Here is an 18,356-nt window from a genome sequence, read left to right on the forward strand (position 1 = left end):
ACGCTTGTTCAATCTAATTCAAATTTCAAGGCAAGGACGCACCACATGCCGCAGGAAACATCCCCCTTTGGGGGGACGGAAAAATTTGCGCTGATTGGCGCGGGCCCAATGGGCCTTGCCGCAGCGAAAGTCATGACGGAACAGGGCGTTCCATTTCAGGGGTTCGAGCTACACTCTGATGTGGGCGGGCTGTGGGACATCGATGCGCCCCGGTCCACCATGTATGAAACAGCGCATTTGATCTCGTCCAAGACCATGACGGAGTTTGCCGATTTCCCAATGCGTGAAGATGTGGCGGAATATCCTTCTCACTCGGAAATGAAACGGTATTTTCAAGACTTTGCAAAGCATTACGACCTATACGCAAAGTATCACTTTAACGCCGAAGTTCTTTCAACCGAACCCCTTGGGGAGGCCGGCGCAGGTTGGCGCGTCACCTGGCGCGATGCGCAGGGCAATGAGCAATCGGAAGTTTTTGCCGGTGTCATGATCGCCAATGGCACCCTGTCCGAGCCGAACATCCCCACCTTCAAGGGGCAGTTCGACGGCGAGTTGATCCACGCCGCCAACTACCGTGATCCACATCAATTCACCGGAAAACGGGTTCTGATTGTCGGGGCGGGCAACTCCGGCTGTGACATCGCGGTGGATGCCATTCACCACGGCAAAAGCTGCGATATTTCGATGCGGCGCGGCTATTACTTTGTGCCCAAATACGTCTTTGGCAAACCTGCCGATACCATGGGCGGGATGATCAAGTTGCCGATGTGGCTGAAACGCAAGGTCGACGGGATGATCCTGAAATGGTTTGTCGGTGATCCGCAGAAATACGGCTTTCCCAAACCCGATTACGCGCTTTACGAAAGCCATCCCGTGGTCAACTCGCTGATCCTGTTTCATGCCGGTCACGGCGATCTGAAAGTGCGGCCTGACATTGATCATCTGGACGGCAAAACGGTGTATTTCACCGATGGCACCCAAGCCGATTATGACATGATCCTGACCGCGACAGGCTATCGCCTGCACTATCCCTTTATCGACAACGCGTTGCTCAACTGGCAGGGCGATGCGCCGCATCTATTTTTGAACGCCATGCATCCGGACCGTGACGATCTGTTTGTTCTGGGCATGGTCGAGGCCTCTGGTCTGGGTTGGCAAGGCCGGCATGAACAAGCCGAAATGGTCGTCCGCTACATCAAGGGCCTGCGCGAGGGGCGCGCCGCCGCCAAGACACTTCAGGCCGAAAAGAGAAGCGGTTTCAAACGGATGACAGGCGGCACCAGGTATCTCAAACTGCCGCGCATGGCCTATTACGTGGACAAGGCGACCTATCGCAAGGCCGTGACCAACTGGATTGGCGCATTGGGAGGCACCAGCAAATGACGGATCTTGACGACATAATGCTGAACTTCAGCCCCGCCAGCCTGACCTTGCTGAACGCCATTCTGGCGATTGTGATGTTCTCGGTCGCACTGGATCTCAAGGGCGACGATTTCAAACGCTTGATGCGCACGCCCAAGCCTGTCGTGACCGGGCTGATTTCACAGTTTGTGGTCCTGCCGGTGCTGACATTCCTTTTGGTGCTTGCCATGCAGCCGCGCGCCTCCATTGCGCTTGGTCTGATCCTTGTGGCGGCCTGTCCGGGGGGCAATATCTCAAACTTCATCTCGCACCGTGCGGGCGGCAATGCAGCATTGTCAGTCTCGATGACGGGCTTTGCCACGGTGGGGGCGATCCTGCTGACCCCGCTGAACATCGCCTTCTGGGGCAATCTCTATGAACCAAGCCGCGCCATCTTGCAGGCCACCGCCATTGATCCATGGCAGATCGCGCTGACGGTGACGTTGATGTTGATCCTGCCGCTGATTTTGGGTGTCCTGTTGAACCGCAACAAGCCAGCACTGGCCGACCGCATTCGCCGGCCCCTGCAGAACCTGTCGATGTTGATCTTTGTGGCCTTTATCGTGCTGGCGCTCGCTGCAAATTGGGCGTTCTTTCTGGGCTATGCCCATTACGTTGCCCTCCTCGTTGTCGTGCACAACGCATTGGCCTTGGCAGGCGGATACGGCACCGCCACGCTGGCGGGGTTGTCGCCCTTCGACCGCCGCGCCGTGACGATTGAAACCGGCATTCAGAACTCCGGCCTTGGTCTGGTCTTGATCTTTGGCTTTTTCGGGGGGCTGGGCGGTATGGCCGTTGTCGCGGCCTTCTGGGGCATCTGGCATGCGATCTCCGGCCTTGCCTTGGCCAAGGTCATGTCGCGCAGCGAAGCCGCGCGATGACGCGCATTCTAATTACAGGCGCCGCGGGGGCCGTGGGCCGCGCCCTGTTGGCGGAATTTGCTGGCAATCGCGGGCATGAGGTGATCGCGACAGACCTTACCGCGCCTGCCCATCTGCCTGATCATATCCAATTTTGCCCCTTGGATGTGCGCGGCATGGATCCAGACACAGTCATCAAAACCCATAGACCCGAGGTGGTTATTCATCTGGCCTCCATCGTCGGGCATACAACCCGCGAGTTTGCCTATTCCGTGGATGTCACGGGATCGCAGAACGTAATCAATGCCTGTCTCAAATACGGAGTGCGGCGGCTGGTGGTGACCTCATCGGGGGCCGCCTATGGTTATCATCCCGATAACCCCGAATGGCTCAAGGAAACAGATGCCCTGCGCGGCAACGTCGAATTCGCCTATGCCGATCACAAACGGCAGGTCGAGGAGATGCTGGCCCAAACCCGCAAGGATCATCCCGCGCTGGAGCAGGTGGTTCTGCGGGTTGGCACGGTTCTTGGCGCGGGTTTGGAGAACCAGATCACCGCGCTGTTTCACAAACCCCGGCTGCTGGCTCTTATGGGCAGTGACAGCCCGTTTGTGTTCATCTGGACACGAGATCTGGCGCGTATCTTGCACCGGGCCGCCACAGACGGGCCTGCGGGTATTTTCAACGTGGCGGGCGACGGTGCCCTTGGCATTTCTGATCTGGCAGAACGGATGGGCAAGCCGGTTTTGCGCCTGCCGCCTGCCTTGCTCAAACTGGCGCTGGCGGTGGCCAAGCCGCTGAAACTGTCGCGCTACGGGCCTGAGCAGGTGCGGTTTTTGCAATATCGGCCTGTCCTGGACAACACTGCCCTGAAATCGGAATTTGGCTACTTGCCGGAACTCAGCAGCGCGGAGACCTTTGACCTTTGGCGCAAGGCGGCCGGATTATGACACAGAAAACCGCGATCATCACAGGCGGCGCAGGCGGGCTGGGCCTTGCCTTGGACAATGCGTTGCGCGGCCGGGGGTGGCAAACGATCCTGGTGGATCTGCCCGGCCCGGCTTTGGACGGCTTGGACGTGATCAAGGGCCGCCGCGCCCTGCCCTGTGATCTGACCAAAAGCGCGGAACTTTCAGCCCTATGCGCCCAAATCCGCAGGTGCAGCCCTTCGGTTGATCTGGTGATCTACAACGCCGGTGTGACCCACATCGGCCCCTGTGCGGAATTGACCGAAGACACACATAGAAAAGTCTTTGACATCAATTACTTTGCCGCAACCCGCATGGCGCAGGAGCTGCAATCCGACCTGCGCAAGGCCAAGGGCACACACCTGGCGATTTCCTCTGTAGCCGGGTTTTCGCCACTGCTGCACCGCACCGCCTATGCGGCCAGCAAACATGCGCTTGAGGGGTTCTTCAAATCCCTGCGGGCAGAAGAAGCGCCCCATGACGTGCGCGTGGTGATCGCCGCGCCAAGTTTTGTTGCGACAAATCTTGGCAATGCGCAGGTGCAAGACAATGGCATCGCCCGCCCCGGATCGGCCACCGATGGTGTGGATTACATGAGCCCTGATGATGCTGCAGCGGTGATCTTGCGGGGGCTTGAGCGGGGCAAACCCTTCATCCCCGTTGGCCGCATTGCGCGGCTGTCCTATCTGATCAACCGCGCCTCGCCGGCCCTGTTTGAATGGCTGATGCGCCGCAAAATGGGGTGATCAAGCGACCGAGAACGGATCATCCAGAACACCGACAAGCGGCATCAGAAAGGCCCCGTCGGTTGCATCCACCGCATCGGCAAAGAACCCGTCAATCGCGGCGACCGCCTGATCGCGGCTGGCGTCAGAGCCATCAAACAGTGCCATCGCGGCCACGGCATCGTCCACATCCGACATGCCCTTGTGCACCGCAAAATAGGCTCCGATATCAACCTTGGTGGTCAAATAGGCCTGATCGGCGGCCTGTTGATCCACAAAATCCTGGCCAAGCTCCGGCTTCGGATCTGCCCGCGCGCCGCGCAACACCTCGAGAATGAACTGATCGCGCGCGACCGCGCCCTCATCCAGCAGGCCAACCCAGAAATCAATGCCCGCCTGATCCGGTGTGCGGCCCAGTACATTGCTGTAAACCGATTGGGCAAAGGCAAGATTGGTTGTGCCACCGGGATAGGTTGCAACAAATTCATCTTGATCAATGAACAGGGTCGCCATCTGCTCTAGCGTTGAGCCATTGGCAAAGGCAGTCCCCCAGAAATGCAGGCCCACGGCATCGGGCGCCCGGTTGAAGTATGCGATGTAAAGCTCAACAAAGCTTTCCAGCTCGACCTCTGACAGACCCGCAGGCCCGGCGAAACGCGCCAGATCAAAGGGCACTTCATAGATGTTGGTCCCAAAATCAAGAAACTCGATGTCAATCAACTGATCGACGCCATCCTCGCCTGCACGCCGATCTTCGATCGTCAGGCCATCAGGCGCAACGGTCAGGGTATAGCTGGCTTGTGCGCCACCGAAGGTCGCTGTGTCCGTGCCTTCGCCGCCATCAAGACGGTCATTCCCCGCGCCACCGGTCAGTGTATCGTCGCCGCCGTTACCAGAGATCGTGTCATTGCCCGCATCGCCCAGCAACGTGTCATCGCCAATGCCAGAGGTCATCAGATCATTGCCATCGCCGCCCTCGGCATAGAACGCCGAACTGGCGCTGACACCATCAAGGTGGTCATTGCCGCCATCCAGGAAAATGCGATCTGAATCTTCATCGTTGCCAATGAAAACAAGGTCATTGCCGCCGCCGCCATGGATTTCGTCATCGCCTTGGCTGCCGGCCAACAGATCATTTCCATCGCCGCCATAAAGGGTATCCGCGCCGATACCGCCAATCAGCGTATCGAGCCCCGCGCGTCCATAAACCAGATCGTCGCCATCACGGGCGAATACATGGTCATCCCCAGATCCGCCATCGATCTCATCCGCGCCATACAGCCCTTCAATCTCGTCATTGCCCGCACCGCCCAAAAGCGTGTCATCGCCGTGACCACCGCGCAACGTATCGTCGCCATCGCCGCCCACAAGGGAATCGTCGCCCGATCCGCCGGTCAGTGAATCGTTGCCGTCCAGCCCTTCCAGCGTGTCCGCGCCATCGCCGCCCACCAGATCATCATCTTCATCGGTGCCAGCTTCATTGATCCCGGCGATAAATTCCTGTCCGTCAAATTCGAGCGAGGACACCGCACCGTTCAATGGCCCTTTGTCGTCGGCATTGGCCGCACCAACCTGCGCTGTGTCGCGATCCACATCTGCGGGAACAGCACCCTGCCCCTGTACCAAAAGACTGGCACCTTTGCTTAGGCTCATTAAACCCGCCGCATCGACAGCCACGGTCCACTGTGTGGTTTCCCCCGCCACAATCGCATCATCGGCGGCTACGGCAAAGCGTTGTCCGCCAACGAAAATGACAAACTCCAAGGTGGCAGAGTTGCTGACTTGCGCCAGCAGAATATCGTTCTGCCGCGTTCCGTCGCCAAAATCAAAAACCGTCTGTCCCGTTCCACCAATGACGGTGTCAAAACGGGCGGTCACGGACAGAGAAAAGGCACCGTTGATGTCTGGCATGTTAATGGTCGGCATGGCTGTGGTCTCTCATTTGCAAACGTGCTTGGACGGACGCTGCTGCACAAACGCAGCAACTAAGAGGCAGAAATTTGGCTAAAGCGAGGAAATGCCTGCCTCAAACAACCTAGGCGCGAATGAAAGCAAATACCAGAGACCGTTTTGCCCTAAAACGTCGGCGGAGTGCAGGCGCTGACAATCCGGCAAACGCTTTTGCCCGTGTTGCGAAACCTGTGCGGCTTGCGGCTGTCAAAGAGATAGCCCTCGCCAACTCCCAGAACCTGCACCTGATCCTCGACGGTGATCTCGATCTCGCCTTCCATGATAATCCCGGCCTCTTCGCCCGCATGAGACAGAAACTCCGGCCCGGTATCTGCGCCGGGTGGATAGGTTTCGTCCAGCAATTGCAACGTATGGCTGCTGGCATTGCCGAGCTGGCGCAGCGATACGGGCGATGAACCAAATTGCGGCGCGATTTCGGTGAAGTCTTCGGGCGCATAGAAATACTTGGGCTGCTCGGCCTCTTCGATGGTCGCGAAAAACTCCGCAATGCTCATCGGAATCGCATCCAGCAAACTTTTGAGTGAGGCCACCGAAGGGCTGGTCTTGTTTTTCTCGATCAGGGACACCGTGCCATTGGTCAGCCCCGCGCGGGCGGCAAGTTCCCGCTGAGACAACCCATGTGACTTGCGCAATGCCTGCAGCTTTTTGCCTATATCCACCCCGGTGATCCTTTGCCTGTCGCCGCTTTTCTCGTGCAAGATCAAGGTAATGCAACTCGCATCCCGCTGGAAGCCATTTCCAGTGGTTATTTTGGATCATTTGCGCCCGGTGCGGCGGCAAGAAATCCCTCTGTCTCAATCCGTATTGACAGATAAAATTAACAGCGTATGAGAATTTTAAACACCCCCGAAAGTGCTCGGTCGTGTTCCCCTTGTGACAGGAAACTCAGATATGACCACCACAACAAAGAAAAAGACCCGCAAAGCGCCTGCCAAAAGCAAGGCCAACATCTCTATCGTGCCAACGGTTGAAGAAGGCAAGGTGACCAACGCAGAATTGGTATCCCGCCGCGATGCCGCCGTGGCCCGCGGCGTGGCCTCTGCCGCACCGATCTATGCCAGCCGCGCCGAAAACTCGGAGCTGTGGGACGTGGAAGGCAACCGCTATGTCGATTTCGCGGGCGGCATTGCCGTGCTGAACACCGGCCACCGCCACCCCAAAGTGATCGCCGCTGCAAAAGCGCAAGAAGATCACTACACCCACACCAGTTTTCAGGTTGTCCCTTACGAGCCCTATGTCGCTCTGGCCGAAAAGCTGAACGCGCTGGCGCCGGGCGATCACGCCAAGAAATCCCTACTGGTGACAACCGGCGCAGAAGCTGTTGAAAACGCGGTTAAAATCGCACGCGCCGCCACAGGCCGTCCGGGTGTAATCGCCTTTACCGGCGGGTATCATGGGCGCACGCTGCTGACGTTGGGCATGACCGGAAAAGTATCGCCGTACAAAAAAGACGTCGGTCCCTTCCCGTCAGACATTTTCCGCGCACCATTCCCAAGCCTGCGTGACGGCATCACTGTCGATGACGCGCTGACAGGCTTGCAGAACCTGTTCCTGACCGACGCCCAGCCAGAGCGCGTGGCCGCGATCATCATCGAGCCCGTGTTGGGCGAAGGCGGCTACACACCTGTGCCGTTCGAGATGATGCAAGCCCTGCGCGAGATCTGCGACACTCACGGTATCTTGTTGATTGCAGACGAAATTCAGGCTGGTTTCGGCCGTACAGGTACATGGTTTGCTGTTGAACACTCCGGCGTGGTTCCGGATCTGATCACCGTCGCCAAATCCATGGCAGGCGGTTATCCGATCGCGGGTGTGATTGGCCGCGCCGAGATTATGGATGCTGTCATTCCGGGCGGTCTGGGCGGCACTTACGGCGGCAACCCCGTGGCTTGCGCTGCGGCATTGGCAGCCATCGAAGCAATTGAAGAAGAAGGCCTGCTGGCCCGCTCCACCGCGCTTGGCGAGCATTTCCGCACCCGCTTTGCCGAAATCGGTGCCCGCGTGGCCCCGTTCCGTATGTGGGACATTCGCGGTTTGGGCGCCATGCTGGCGGTTGAATTCGTGACCGATTTTGAGACCGCGACGCCGGACGCGGAGCTGACCAAATCCGTCGTGGCACATGCACTCAAGCGCGGCTTGATCCTGTTGGCTTGCGGCATGCACGGCAACGCCCTGCGGATCATGGTGCCGCTGACGGCCTCTGACGCAATCATCGACGAAGGCATCGCCATCTTCGAAGAGGCATTGGCCGCAGCAATCGCAGAGCAGAACACCTGATCTTGAACTAGAGCTACTCTGAAGGGCAGGCCATCGCGCCTGCCCTTTTTTTATGCACTTTGGAAACCCGCCATTGCCTGATCCAACGGTTCCCGCAATGTTCAATCCGGCACACACCGCCGCGGATTTGTTAGATTTCTCTGAATTTTGTTAAAAATATTAAACGAAACTGCAAATCACTCAGAAATTTGGTTGCAATACTCTTAAGCCTTCGTCAGTCTCAACGACAGCGCTTCCCTTGGCGGTCCTGCCGGAGGCGCGCAGGGAAAATCATGCTATGCCAGAGCGTTCTGACATATCGCGAGAAACAAATGGTGCTGCCTTTGGGGAGGGGCTGCGGCATTCTAGAGAATAAATGGAAACAGTCAGTTATGCCCTTGGGCCGTGCAGAATGCTTGAGGACGATCTGCTGAAAAACGAAACAGATCCGAATGAGATTTCGGCGCGAACAGATAAAAAATACTGCCGGTTCGACCTTTGATTGACTGCGCGGAAATCCGGGGAAACACGCAACTCCTCGCGGCAAAAGGTTGACTTTGGGTTTTGGCGCACTTGTTTTGGGGGGCGCATAATATGAATTCGTTAAACAAAGCGTCCGTATCAAGCGGCGAAAGGGGAAAGATCAACGTGGCAAACACAGAACCACGCGTTCCTGCCATAACATCGGTCAAAATGGCGCTGCAGATGCGCGGGCTATTGCCTGCACGTGTTATCAATTGTTCAATGCGCCATTCTTCTGTTTTCGTTCCCGGCGCAAGGGCGTAGGGGATGCGTAACGCGGAGACATGGATGGCCCAGACGGGACGCCTCCGCTTTTACGGAGCAGTAAGACTATGACCCCTTTCGCAATTGCTGGCGTACAGATGTACGTCAACGCCCTGCAACCCAACGTCGATGGCATGTTGCATCGCCTCGACATTCTGATGATGCGCTTTCCCTGGACACAGATGGTGCTGTTCAGCGAACTTGCACCTTTTGGCCCGCTTGAGAAATTCAAGCTGCCGCAACAGAACGAAGTGATCGACAAATTCTGCGAGGCGGCGCGGCGTCACAAGGTCTGGCTGATCCCCGGCTCGATGTTCCTGACCCATCCCGAGGATGGCCGCGTTTACAACACATCGCTGGTGATCAACCCGGATGGCGAAGTGATCCGCCGCTACGCCAAGATGTTCCCGTTCCTGCCCTATGAGGCAGGCATCGCGGCGGGTACGGATTTTTGCGTGTTTGATGTGCCTGATGTGGGCCGGTTTGGCCTGTCGATCTGTTATGATATGTGGTTCCCCGAAACCACGCGGCAACTGACATCGCAAGGGGTTGAGGTGCTGTTGCATCCGGTGCTGACAGGCACAACCGACCGCGACGCCGAACTGGCAATCGCCCGCGCCACGGCGGCGCAATTCCAGTGTTATGTCATTGACGTCAATGGCTTGGGCGCAGGTGGTGTGGGCAAATCACTGGTTGTCGATCCCACATCATTGGTGCTGCACCAATCAGCGGGCCAAGAGGATATGTTCCCCATCGAGGTGGATCTGTCCATGGTGCGACGCCAGCGCGAAACTGGCATGAAGGGTCTGGGGCAAGTGCTCAAAAGCTTCCGCGACAGATCCACCGATTTTTCCGTCTACGACCGCAGCAGCGGCGTGGACAGCTATCTCAGCTCTCTGGGGCCACTTGAGGTGCCACAGCAAGGCTCTCGTGCAGGGTTGCATGTGGACGTCCCGGCGAACGCAGAGGCAGAGAAACTGGAACGCGGACCTCACATGGGGTTCGGGATTTCGCCCGCTTTGGGCAAAACGTCAGGCGGCTGAAACACACCGATTGCGGCAACTTAACCGCGGACCCATCGTGTTTCAGCCTTTTTGAGGAGGATGAACGATGGATTCTGTCAGCGAGTATTATTCCGCAACCCAATTGCGTGCTGATAGGTGGAGCGCCCTGCGCGAAGCCGCCGCGTCGCTGTCCCGAGAGACCGCGGCGAAAAAGGCGGCTGCACTCAAGGTGCGCATCGGGGATCTGTTCGAATCTCTGGCCTTGATCGAACCCTATTGGGCGTTTCCCGGCATGGCCGCATTTGACCACATGCGCCGCAATTTTGAGCATGGGAATTTTGAGGATTTATCCTTTACCATCAGCCGCGTCACCCGTGCCCTGACCACTGGCGCCTATCGGCGGCGCAGCATCCCGCTTGACCGGGACACCACCGATGATGACGAACACAACGACGAGGCCATGCTGTCGCCCGAGGCCCGCGCCATGGCCCGCCCTTATTTCGAGGTGCTGATCGTCGACAACGTCAATGATCAACAGGAACGCTGGCTGAAAAGCAACGTCGCCCGCATGCGCCGCCCCGAAGATCCGTTTCATTACGAGGCCGTTGTGGTGCCCAGCCTTGAGGACGCGCTGATTGCGGTGCTGTTTAATCACAACATTCAAGCGATTGTGGTGCGCCCCGGATTGGTGCTGAAATCCAAGAACGACAATGAAATATTGTCAAAATACGTCACCAACGCCAGCGATTCAGATGCCATCGAAGCAATGCTGCCCGAAGACTATGGGCCGGAACTATGCCGCCTCATCGCCCGTGTCCGCCCGGAATTGGACGCTTATCTGGTCACGGATCGGTCAGTGGAGGATATCGCGGGGCTGGATCTGGGGATCTGTCGGCGGGTGTTCTACAACCAAGAAGACTTTATGGAGCTGCACCTGAACATCCTGCGCGGTGTGGCGGCGCGTAACAAGACCCCGTTCTTCACGGCGCTGGTGGAATATTCCAAGCAGCCCACCGGCGTTTTTCACGCGATGCCAATCAGCCGCGGCAAATCCATCAGCCGGTCTCATTGGATACAGGATATGGGCGCTTTCTACGGGCCCAACATCTTTTTGGCCGAAACATCCGCCACCTCCGGCGGTCTCGACAGCCTGCTGGAGCCGCAAGGCCCGATCAAAGAGGCGCAGGAACTGGCCAGCCGCGCCTTCGGGTCCAAACAGACCTTCTTTGCCACCAACGGCACCTCGACCTGTAACAAGATCGTCGTGCAGGCACTGGTGCGGCCAGGTGACATCGTGCTGGTGGACCGTGATTGCCATAAATCGCACCACTACGGCATGGTTCTGGCCGGGGCCGAGGTGGTCTATCTCGACAGCTATCCGCTGAACAAATATTCGATGTATGGCGCGGTGCCGCTCAAGGAAATCAAGCATCAATTGCTGGCGCTTAAGGCCGCAGGCAAGCTTGACCGCGTGCGGATGCTTTTGCTGACCAACTGCACCTTTGACGGTTTGGTTTATAACGTTGAACGGGTGATGGAAGAATGCCTTGCCATCAAACCAGACCTGGTCTTCCTGTGGGATGAGGCGTGGTTTGCCTTTGCCCGCTTCAGCCCGACCTATCGCCAGCGGACCGGCATGCGCACCGCCAACAACCTGCGCAAAAGGTTGCGCACGGAGGACCACAAGCGCGCCTATGAGGCCCAGCAAGAGACCTTGGTCGACGCCAGTGACGAGACCCTGATCGAGACCCGTTTGATTGCCCCGCCGGAGGCGCGGATCAGGGTCTATGCCACGCAATCCACCCACAAGACGCTGACCTCGCTGCGGCAAGGGTCGATGATCCATGTGAACGATCAGGATTTCAAAGGCGAAGTCGAACAAAGCTTCCACGAAGCCTATATGACCCACACCTCCACCTCGCCCAATTACCAGATCATCGCCTCGCTTGATGTAGGGCGCAGGCAGGTCGAGCTGGAAGGGTTCGAGTTTGTCCAACGCCAGATCGAGGCGGCTATGGCGATGCGCAAAGCCGTCAGCAGTCATCCGCTTTTGCAAAAGTATTTCAAGGTCTTGACGGCCGGCGACATGATCCCCGAGCGATACCGCCAAAGCGGGGTCACCAGTTATTTCGATAACGAACAAGGCTGGACCGACATGTGGGATTGTTGGGAACAGGATGATTTTGTCCTCGACGCCACCCGTGTGACACTGGCCGTGGGCGGCACGGGCTGGGACGGTGACACGTTCAAGACACAGATTTTGATGGATAAATACGGCATCCAGATCAACAAGACCTCGCGCAACACCGTGCTGTTTATGACAAACATCGGCACAACGCGATCCTCGGTGGCCTATCTGATCGAGGTGCTGGTCGAGATCGCCAATGAACTGGACGAGCTGTTGGATGACGCCTCCAAGATGGAGCGGTTGTCCTTTGACAGACGGGTGAAAAACCTGACGGAAAACTATCCGCCTCTGCCAGATTTCAGCCGCTTCCACGATGCCTTCCGCCCTGATGATCTGACGCCCGAAGGCGACATCCGCACCGCCTATTACCTCAGTTATGACGAGAAAAATTGCGACTATCTGGAATTGGACGGATCGCTCAAAGAGGCCTTGGAAGCCGATCAAGAAGTCGTCTCGGCCAGTTTCATCATTCCCTACCCGCCCGGATTTCCGATCCTGGTGCCAGGGCAGGTTGTCAGCCGCGAGATTCTCGAATTCATGCTTGCGCTCGACGTTAACGAAATTCACGGATACCGCGCCGATCTTGGCCTGCGCGTATTCACACCAGAGGCTCTGGCCGCCTTGCCCAAGGCCAAATCAATCACAACAGCCGCCGAATAAGAAAAGGACACAAGATGCCAACAGTGCTCAAGAATATTTCCGAAATCCGCCGGTTCTTTCATCGCAATGAAGATCCGATCTATTTCATTTCGGCGACCAACTTTAACCTTCTTGGCCTCGACGAATGGGTCAAGAATTTCAAATACATCTGCTACATCGACTGTTATGGCGGCAAACATCCGAATGTGTTCTGCCCCTCCGAACAGCCCCATGCGGAGTTTCAGTCCATTGAAGACATCAACAACTACCTGCTGCAGCACAAAGAGGTCATTGATTTCATCAAACGCCGGGGCGGCAAGCCCAAGTTTGTGTTCTTGATGTTTGATGAGGAAACCGAACGTCTGTCCAAGGAGTTGGGCGCGGATGTGTGGTTCCCCAAGGCCAAGCTGCGCACCAATATGGACAACAAGATCGAAACCGTTCGGATCGGCAACAAGGCCGGCGTGCCATCGGTGCCGAATGTGTTGGCAGAGGTTAAGGATTACGAAGATCTGAGAAAAACCTGTGAAAAGGCCGGGATCGGGCATGATCTGGTGCTGCAATCGGCCTTTGGTGACAGCGGCCATACCACGTTCTTTATCAAATCCGAGGCTGATTTCCGCCGCCATGAACATGAGATCGTCGGCGAAGGCGAGATCAAGATCATGAAGCGGATCGATTGCCGCGGCTCGGCCATCGAAGGCTGTGCCACCAAGGAAGGCACAATCGTTGGCCCGCTGATGACCGAACTGGTTGGGTTCAATGAATTGACCCCCTATCGCGGCGGTTGGTGCGGCAATGAGATCCTCTCAACGGCCTTCCCGCCCAAAGTGCGTCAGAAGGCGCGCGAGCTGACCTTCAAATTTGGTGAGCAATTGCGCAAGGAAGGCTACCGCGGCTACTTTGAGCTGGATTTCCTGATCGACAAGAAAACCGGTGATATCTGGCTGGGTGAATTGAACCCGCGTATCACGGGCGCCTCTTCGATGACCAACCATGCGGCCTTTGCCCATGCCGATGCGCCACTGTTCCTGTTCCACCTGCTTGAATTCTCCAAAAAGAAATTCCAACTCGACGTGGATGAGCTGAACGCCCGCTGGGCCGATTCCGCCAATATCGACAGCTGGTCACAGATGGTGATCAAACACACCGATGACAGTGTCGACATCTGCACCGCATCGCCAGAAACCGGCATTTACAAGATGTTAGAGGACGGAAGTGTGGTATATGACCGCTTTGATTATCACCGCCGCGCCGTCGAAAGCGAGAACGAAGCCTTTTTCTTGCGTATCCTGCAACCGGGTGATTACCGCTATGAAGGGGCCGATATTGGTATCCTCGTGACGCGAGGTCGTTCTATGACCAAGAATTTCCAGTTGAATGAACGCGCCAAGAAATGGATACACGGCATCAAGAAAACGGTCGATGGCAAGCCGTTGCCCGTTGCCAACGCTGGTCCGGCCCTCGCAGACCCGGCGTTCAAAATCCTGTAAGGACTGCCTATGCACTGGCGCGCACTCAGCGAAGACATGCCCGGCCCCAAGTGGGCCGGGCTTTTTGCGGAATACTGGCCCGATTACCGGCGCTGGTGGCTCAAGGAGGGCGACAGCGCCCGCCCCAGCTATCTGGAAAGCAAACGCGCTCTCAAAGAACACATGCCCGAGATTGTCCCGCTTTATGACAATCTGTGTGATCTGGCAGGCGGCGGCGATCAGGCGGCGCGCTTCCTCAGCTTTTATTGCCCGCCCCCCTATCTGTCAGGCTGTTCCCAAGCGATCTGGACTGGCGAAGAGCCGGTTCTGGTGCGCAACTACGACTATAACCCCAATGCCTTTGACAGCCTGATCCTGCACACCGGATGGCAGGGTCGCCGCGTCATGGGCACCTCCGACGGGCTTTGGGGCATGGTGGATGGTATGAACGATGCCGGGCTTGCGATCTCGCTGACCTTTGGCGGGCGGCGGGTGGTTGGCACCGGCTTTGGTGTCCCGCTGATCCTGCGCTATGTGCTGCAAACCTGTGCAACCGCCGAAGAGGCAGGCGCGGTTCTGGCCCGCGTGCCCACGCATATGAGCTATAATGTCACCGTTCTGGATGCCAAACGTCACTACCTGACCGCGATGATGGCACCGGACCGCCCGACTGTGATCACCCACGCCGCCGTGGCGACGAACCATCAGGAAAGCGTCGAATGGGTCAGCCATGCAAGATTCACCGCAACGGTCGAACGCGAAAGGTTCCTGTTGCAGCGTCTGACCCTGCACCGCGATCCCGAAGACAAATTTATCAATGCCTTCCTGCGGCCGCCGCTGTATTCGACGGCTTTTGATGCTGGCTTTGGCACGCTTTATACTGCGGTCTACCGCCCACGGTTGCAGCAGATGGAGGTCCGCTGGCCCGGCACGGTCTGGCCAATGCACATGGACGCCTTTCAAGAGGGCGGACGCCGGGTCCAGATCCCCGGCGCGGCCTGATCTTATGGCCTGCTACCGGTCTCGCCCAGAACAGCATCAAGACGGTCCAACAGCATCTCAACGCCTTCTGCATCCACACTCAGCGGCGGTCGGATTTTCAGGATATTGTCCTCCGGCCCTTCGCGGCCCATCAAGATCCGTTCTTCGCGCATCCGGTTGAGGACGTAACTGCATTGTGCGGTCGCGGGTGACTTTGTGGCGCGATCCGTCACAAGCTCAACCCCGACAAACAAACCCATACCGCGCACATCTCCAATAATATCATATCGTTGCTGGAGCTTCTTAAGACCTGAGATTAACTGTTCGCCCACCTTCGCGGCGTTCTGCATCAGCCCTTCATCATCGACAATGTCCAACACGGTTTTGCCCACACGGCACGAAAGCGTTGATCCGCCGAAAGTCGAGAAGAACTCCGGCCCTTTGGCAAAAGCAGCGGCAATCTCCGGTGTGGTGATCAACACGCCCAAGGGATGGCCATTGCCAATGGGCTTGCCCAACACAACAATGTCCGGCACAACGCCCTGCGCCTCGAAAGCAAAGTAATGCGTGCCAAGCCGGCCCAAACCGGTCTGCACTTCGTCGGCAATGCATATCCCGCCCGCCGCGCGAATACGCTCATAAACACCCTTGAGGTAGCCATCAGGCGGAATGATCTGTCCGCCAACAGACGGGAAGGTCTCCGCGATGAAGCCCGCCGGCCTGTGACCGCGATCTGCCAATGCCGCAACCGCCCGATCCACTTGCGCGGCATATTTCGCCCCCCGCTCTGGGTCATCACGGCCAAAGGCACCACGGTAGTCATCTGGGATATCCACCAGTTCCACCCAATCAGGCTGGCCGACACCGCCCTTGGCGTTGAACTTGTAGGCCGAGATGTCGATCGCGCCAGTGGTGTTGCCATGATATCCGTGATTGGGCGTGATCATCCCCTTTGCCCCGCTGGCCGCGCGGGCGAGCCGCAGCGCCAGTTCATTGGCCTCGGTGCCGGAATTGAGGAAAAAACAGACTGACAGTTCCGGCGGCAGTTTCGACATCAACTTATCGGCAAAGGCGGTTTGCGCCGGATGCAGATAGCGGGTGTTGGAATTCATCCGCTTGAGCTGATCGGCAACCACCGCCTGAATGCGCGGATGCGCATGGCCCACATGCGGCACATTGTTGTAGGCATCAAGATAGGGCCGTCCCCATTCATCAAACAAATGGTGCTTCCAGCCCCGCATCAACATGACAGGATCGCTGTAACTCAGCTTGAGATTACCGCCAAAATGCGTTTGACGCTTTTCCAGTATGGCCGCTTTATCAGTAGGTTGATAGGCAACGTAAGCATCCTCTAGGTTCAACAGCGCGGCCGGATTGGGGCAGATTGCGCCCCAAAGATCAAGCTCATCGGGATCGGCCACACCGGGCCAATCGGTTCCCATGCCCGCCAGAGACAGCGCCAGTTGGAAATGCAGATGCGGCGCCCATCCACCGTTGCAATCCGCCGCGCCAAGGCGACAGAACACCTCACCTTTCTCGATGCTCTGGCCCAGTTTGAGATGTGCAATGCTCGCCGGATCAAGATGGCCATAAAGGCTGTGAAACGCGTCCCCTTCGGGGGTTTCATGGCGCAGGATCACCATACCGCCATAGTCCAGCCGTCCGCGCCGGTCCTCGACAAAGGCCACCGTGGCGGCCAAAGGCGCGGCCAGCGTCTGGCCCGCGGGTGCAAACACATCCACGCCAAGGTGTACCGTACGCCGGTTTGAGGCCTTCCATTTCCCCTTGCGGAACGCAGGCGCGGTATAGACCAGACGCGGCTCACTGTAATAACCCATCCAGATATCGTCCGGCCCGAAACGATCTGCGCCCAACGTCGCGGCCTCCTGATCGGTGATGTCGAACGGGTTGCGCGGACAGGTCGCAGCCTCAACCGACAAGGCCTCCATCGGGGCCGCTGCCAGAGATTGGCCGATGATCGGGGCAAAATCACCGCGCGATTGATCCAGCCAAAGCGCCACGCGCGCAGCCGCATCGTTGATCGGCAAGCCGCAAGCACTGCGCAGGCGCATCCTCAGCATCTCGGTGTTCAGCTCCGGCCCCTCCAGAAACCTCCATGCGGGTGCTTGCGATATTGTTATATAGGGATCGGCCGGATTTTCCTGCGCCATGAGCGTGGAATTCACAATGCTCTTGGCCAGCCGCATCCGCAGAAGTGGCAGGAGCATATCAATCTCATCCCCCGTGAGCGGGTGCACCTCGTGATACCCTTTGACCAAGGCTGTCAGCGCAAGATCCGGCTCTGCGTGATCCAAGACCACGTATGCAGCCGTGATTGCCAGATCGCAGATGCGCGGCGCACGGCACATGTCGCCCAGATCTATCACGCCAGAAATATGCGGACTGCCCGCGCGGTGATCGACCAAGGCATTGTAATCATTCAGATCATTGTGGATGGCCTGCCGCGGCATCGCAGCAAGCCGGTCTTGCAACGTATCGAAGTCTTCGCAGATCCCGGCCAGGATCGCATGGCGGTCTTGGTCGGTAACGCAGGTCAACGCGCCCTTGATCCAGCCCGCTTGCATCAGGTTCCACTTGAAATCACGCGTCAAGGCAGGGTGATCAAAATCTGCCAACGCGTCGGTCAGCCTGCCATTTCGGGCCCCCAGATCGGCAATCAAACCTGCGCTGTGCGGGCTGAAATTGGCGTAACAGATCCCCGGAAGCGCCGATTGCAGCCAGACCAGCCGCGCCTGCCCAGCGTTGTCCTGGGCCGTGACCATCGCCTTGCCATCTCTGGCGGGAATGACCCGCGGCATCGGCACCTCGGGGGCATGCGTCGCAACATGATCCAGCGCCTTGATCTGCATATCGATCAGGCCGGTCTCGCACCCTGCCCGCATCACCTTGAGGATGCTGGTCTTTCCGTCGTCATGAACCGCGCGAAAATTAAGATCATACTCACCATCTAGCGGCTCAAGCTCTGCTGTGATGCCCCAATGGGTCTTGAGTATCTGTGTCCAATCGTCCGACATGCCGCCGCCCCCCCGAATTCCTGTTGTGCCATCAATGCGTGGCAAGATCAGGGGCTTCAAGGGGGATTGT

General features: G+C 57.7%; 12 protein-coding genes. 9 read left to right on the forward strand and 3 right to left on the reverse strand.

Annotation, left to right across the window (positions count from 1 at the left end; translation table 11 throughout):
* The first annotated feature begins 45 nt into the window (after nt 1-45).
* Genes JNX03_RS04820 through JNX03_RS04835 form a run of 4 tightly spaced genes read left to right on the forward strand, consistent with a single transcriptional unit; the run spans nt 46 to nt 3,975 of the window.
* Nucleotides 46-1,383 carry a flavin-containing monooxygenase gene (locus JNX03_RS04820; RefSeq protein WP_203211288.1) on the forward strand — a complete coding sequence of 446 codons (1,338 nt, stop codon included), beginning with the start codon at nt 46-48 and terminating at the stop codon, nt 1,381-1,383.
* The gene (locus JNX03_RS04825) at nt 1,380-2,282 is read left to right on the forward strand and encodes a bile acid:sodium symporter family protein (RefSeq protein ID WP_203211289.1); all 903 of its coding nucleotides are present in this window, start codon (nt 1,380-1,382) and stop codon (nt 2,280-2,282) included. The genes JNX03_RS04820 and JNX03_RS04825 overlap by 4 nt, the downstream gene beginning before the upstream one ends.
* Nucleotides 2,279-3,211 (forward strand): SDR family oxidoreductase, encoded by a 933-nt coding sequence (locus JNX03_RS04830; protein WP_203211290.1) that lies wholly within the window; start codon nt 2,279-2,281, stop codon nt 3,209-3,211. The genes JNX03_RS04825 and JNX03_RS04830 overlap by 4 nt, the downstream gene beginning before the upstream one ends.
* Complete coding sequence (locus JNX03_RS04835; protein WP_203211291.1) at nt 3,208-3,975, forward strand: SDR family NAD(P)-dependent oxidoreductase; 768 nt, start codon at nt 3,208-3,210, stop codon at nt 3,973-3,975. Before JNX03_RS04830 ends, JNX03_RS04835 begins: the two co-directional genes overlap by 4 nt.
* On the opposite strand, the gene JNX03_RS04840 is transcribed toward JNX03_RS04835, so the two are convergent.
* The gene (locus JNX03_RS04840) at nt 3,976-5,880 is read right to left on the reverse strand and encodes a DUF4214 domain-containing protein (protein ID WP_203211292.1); all 1,905 of its coding nucleotides are present in this window, start codon (nt 5,878-5,880) and stop codon (nt 3,976-3,978) included.
* A 149-nt stretch (nt 5,881-6,029) separates the two neighbouring features.
* Entirely contained in the window at nt 6,030-6,584 is a 555-nt protein-coding gene (locus tag JNX03_RS04845; protein WP_203211293.1) for a cupin domain-containing protein, read from the reverse strand.
* A 232-nt stretch (nt 6,585-6,816) separates the two neighbouring features.
* Between JNX03_RS04845 and gabT the strand changes: the two genes are divergently transcribed.
* From gabT to JNX03_RS04870, 5 genes are all read left to right on the forward strand, one after another.
* Nucleotides 6,817-8,202, forward strand: coding sequence for a 4-aminobutyrate--2-oxoglutarate transaminase (gabT, locus tag JNX03_RS04850; protein ID WP_203211294.1), 1,386 nt, complete (start codon nt 6,817-6,819; stop codon nt 8,200-8,202).
* Nucleotides 8,203-9,035: 833 nt separating this feature from the next.
* Nucleotides 9,036-10,010 (forward strand): carbon-nitrogen hydrolase family protein, encoded by a 975-nt coding sequence (locus JNX03_RS04855; RefSeq protein ID WP_203211295.1) that lies wholly within the window; start codon nt 9,036-9,038, stop codon nt 10,008-10,010.
* A gap of 67 nt (nt 10,011-10,077) precedes the next feature.
* Nucleotides 10,078-12,819: an aminotransferase class I/II-fold pyridoxal phosphate-dependent enzyme gene (locus JNX03_RS04860; protein WP_203211296.1), complete on the forward strand. Its 2,742-nt coding sequence runs from the start codon at nt 10,078-10,080 to the stop codon at nt 12,817-12,819.
* Nucleotides 12,820-12,833: 14 nt separating this feature from the next.
* A complete protein-coding gene (locus JNX03_RS04865) occupies nt 12,834-14,291 on the forward strand; it encodes a biotin carboxylase (protein WP_203211297.1) in 1,458 nt (485 codons plus the stop codon).
* Between the two features lie 9 nt (nt 14,292-14,300).
* A complete protein-coding gene (locus JNX03_RS04870; RefSeq protein ID WP_203211298.1) occupies nt 14,301-15,272 on the forward strand; it encodes a C45 family autoproteolytic acyltransferase/hydolase in 972 nt (323 codons plus the stop codon).
* Between the two features lie 2 nt (nt 15,273-15,274).
* Here the strand turns inward: JNX03_RS04870 and JNX03_RS04875 are convergent, their stop codons facing one another.
* Nucleotides 15,275-18,286 (reverse strand): aminotransferase class III-fold pyridoxal phosphate-dependent enzyme, encoded by a 3,012-nt coding sequence (locus JNX03_RS04875; protein WP_203211299.1) that lies wholly within the window; start codon nt 18,284-18,286, stop codon nt 15,275-15,277.
* Nucleotides 18,287-18,356 lie beyond the last annotated feature (70 nt).

It is taken from the genome of Sulfitobacter mediterraneus (assembly GCF_016801775.1).
Taxonomy (GTDB): Bacteria; Pseudomonadota; Alphaproteobacteria; order Rhodobacterales; family Rhodobacteraceae; genus Sulfitobacter; species Sulfitobacter mediterraneus_A.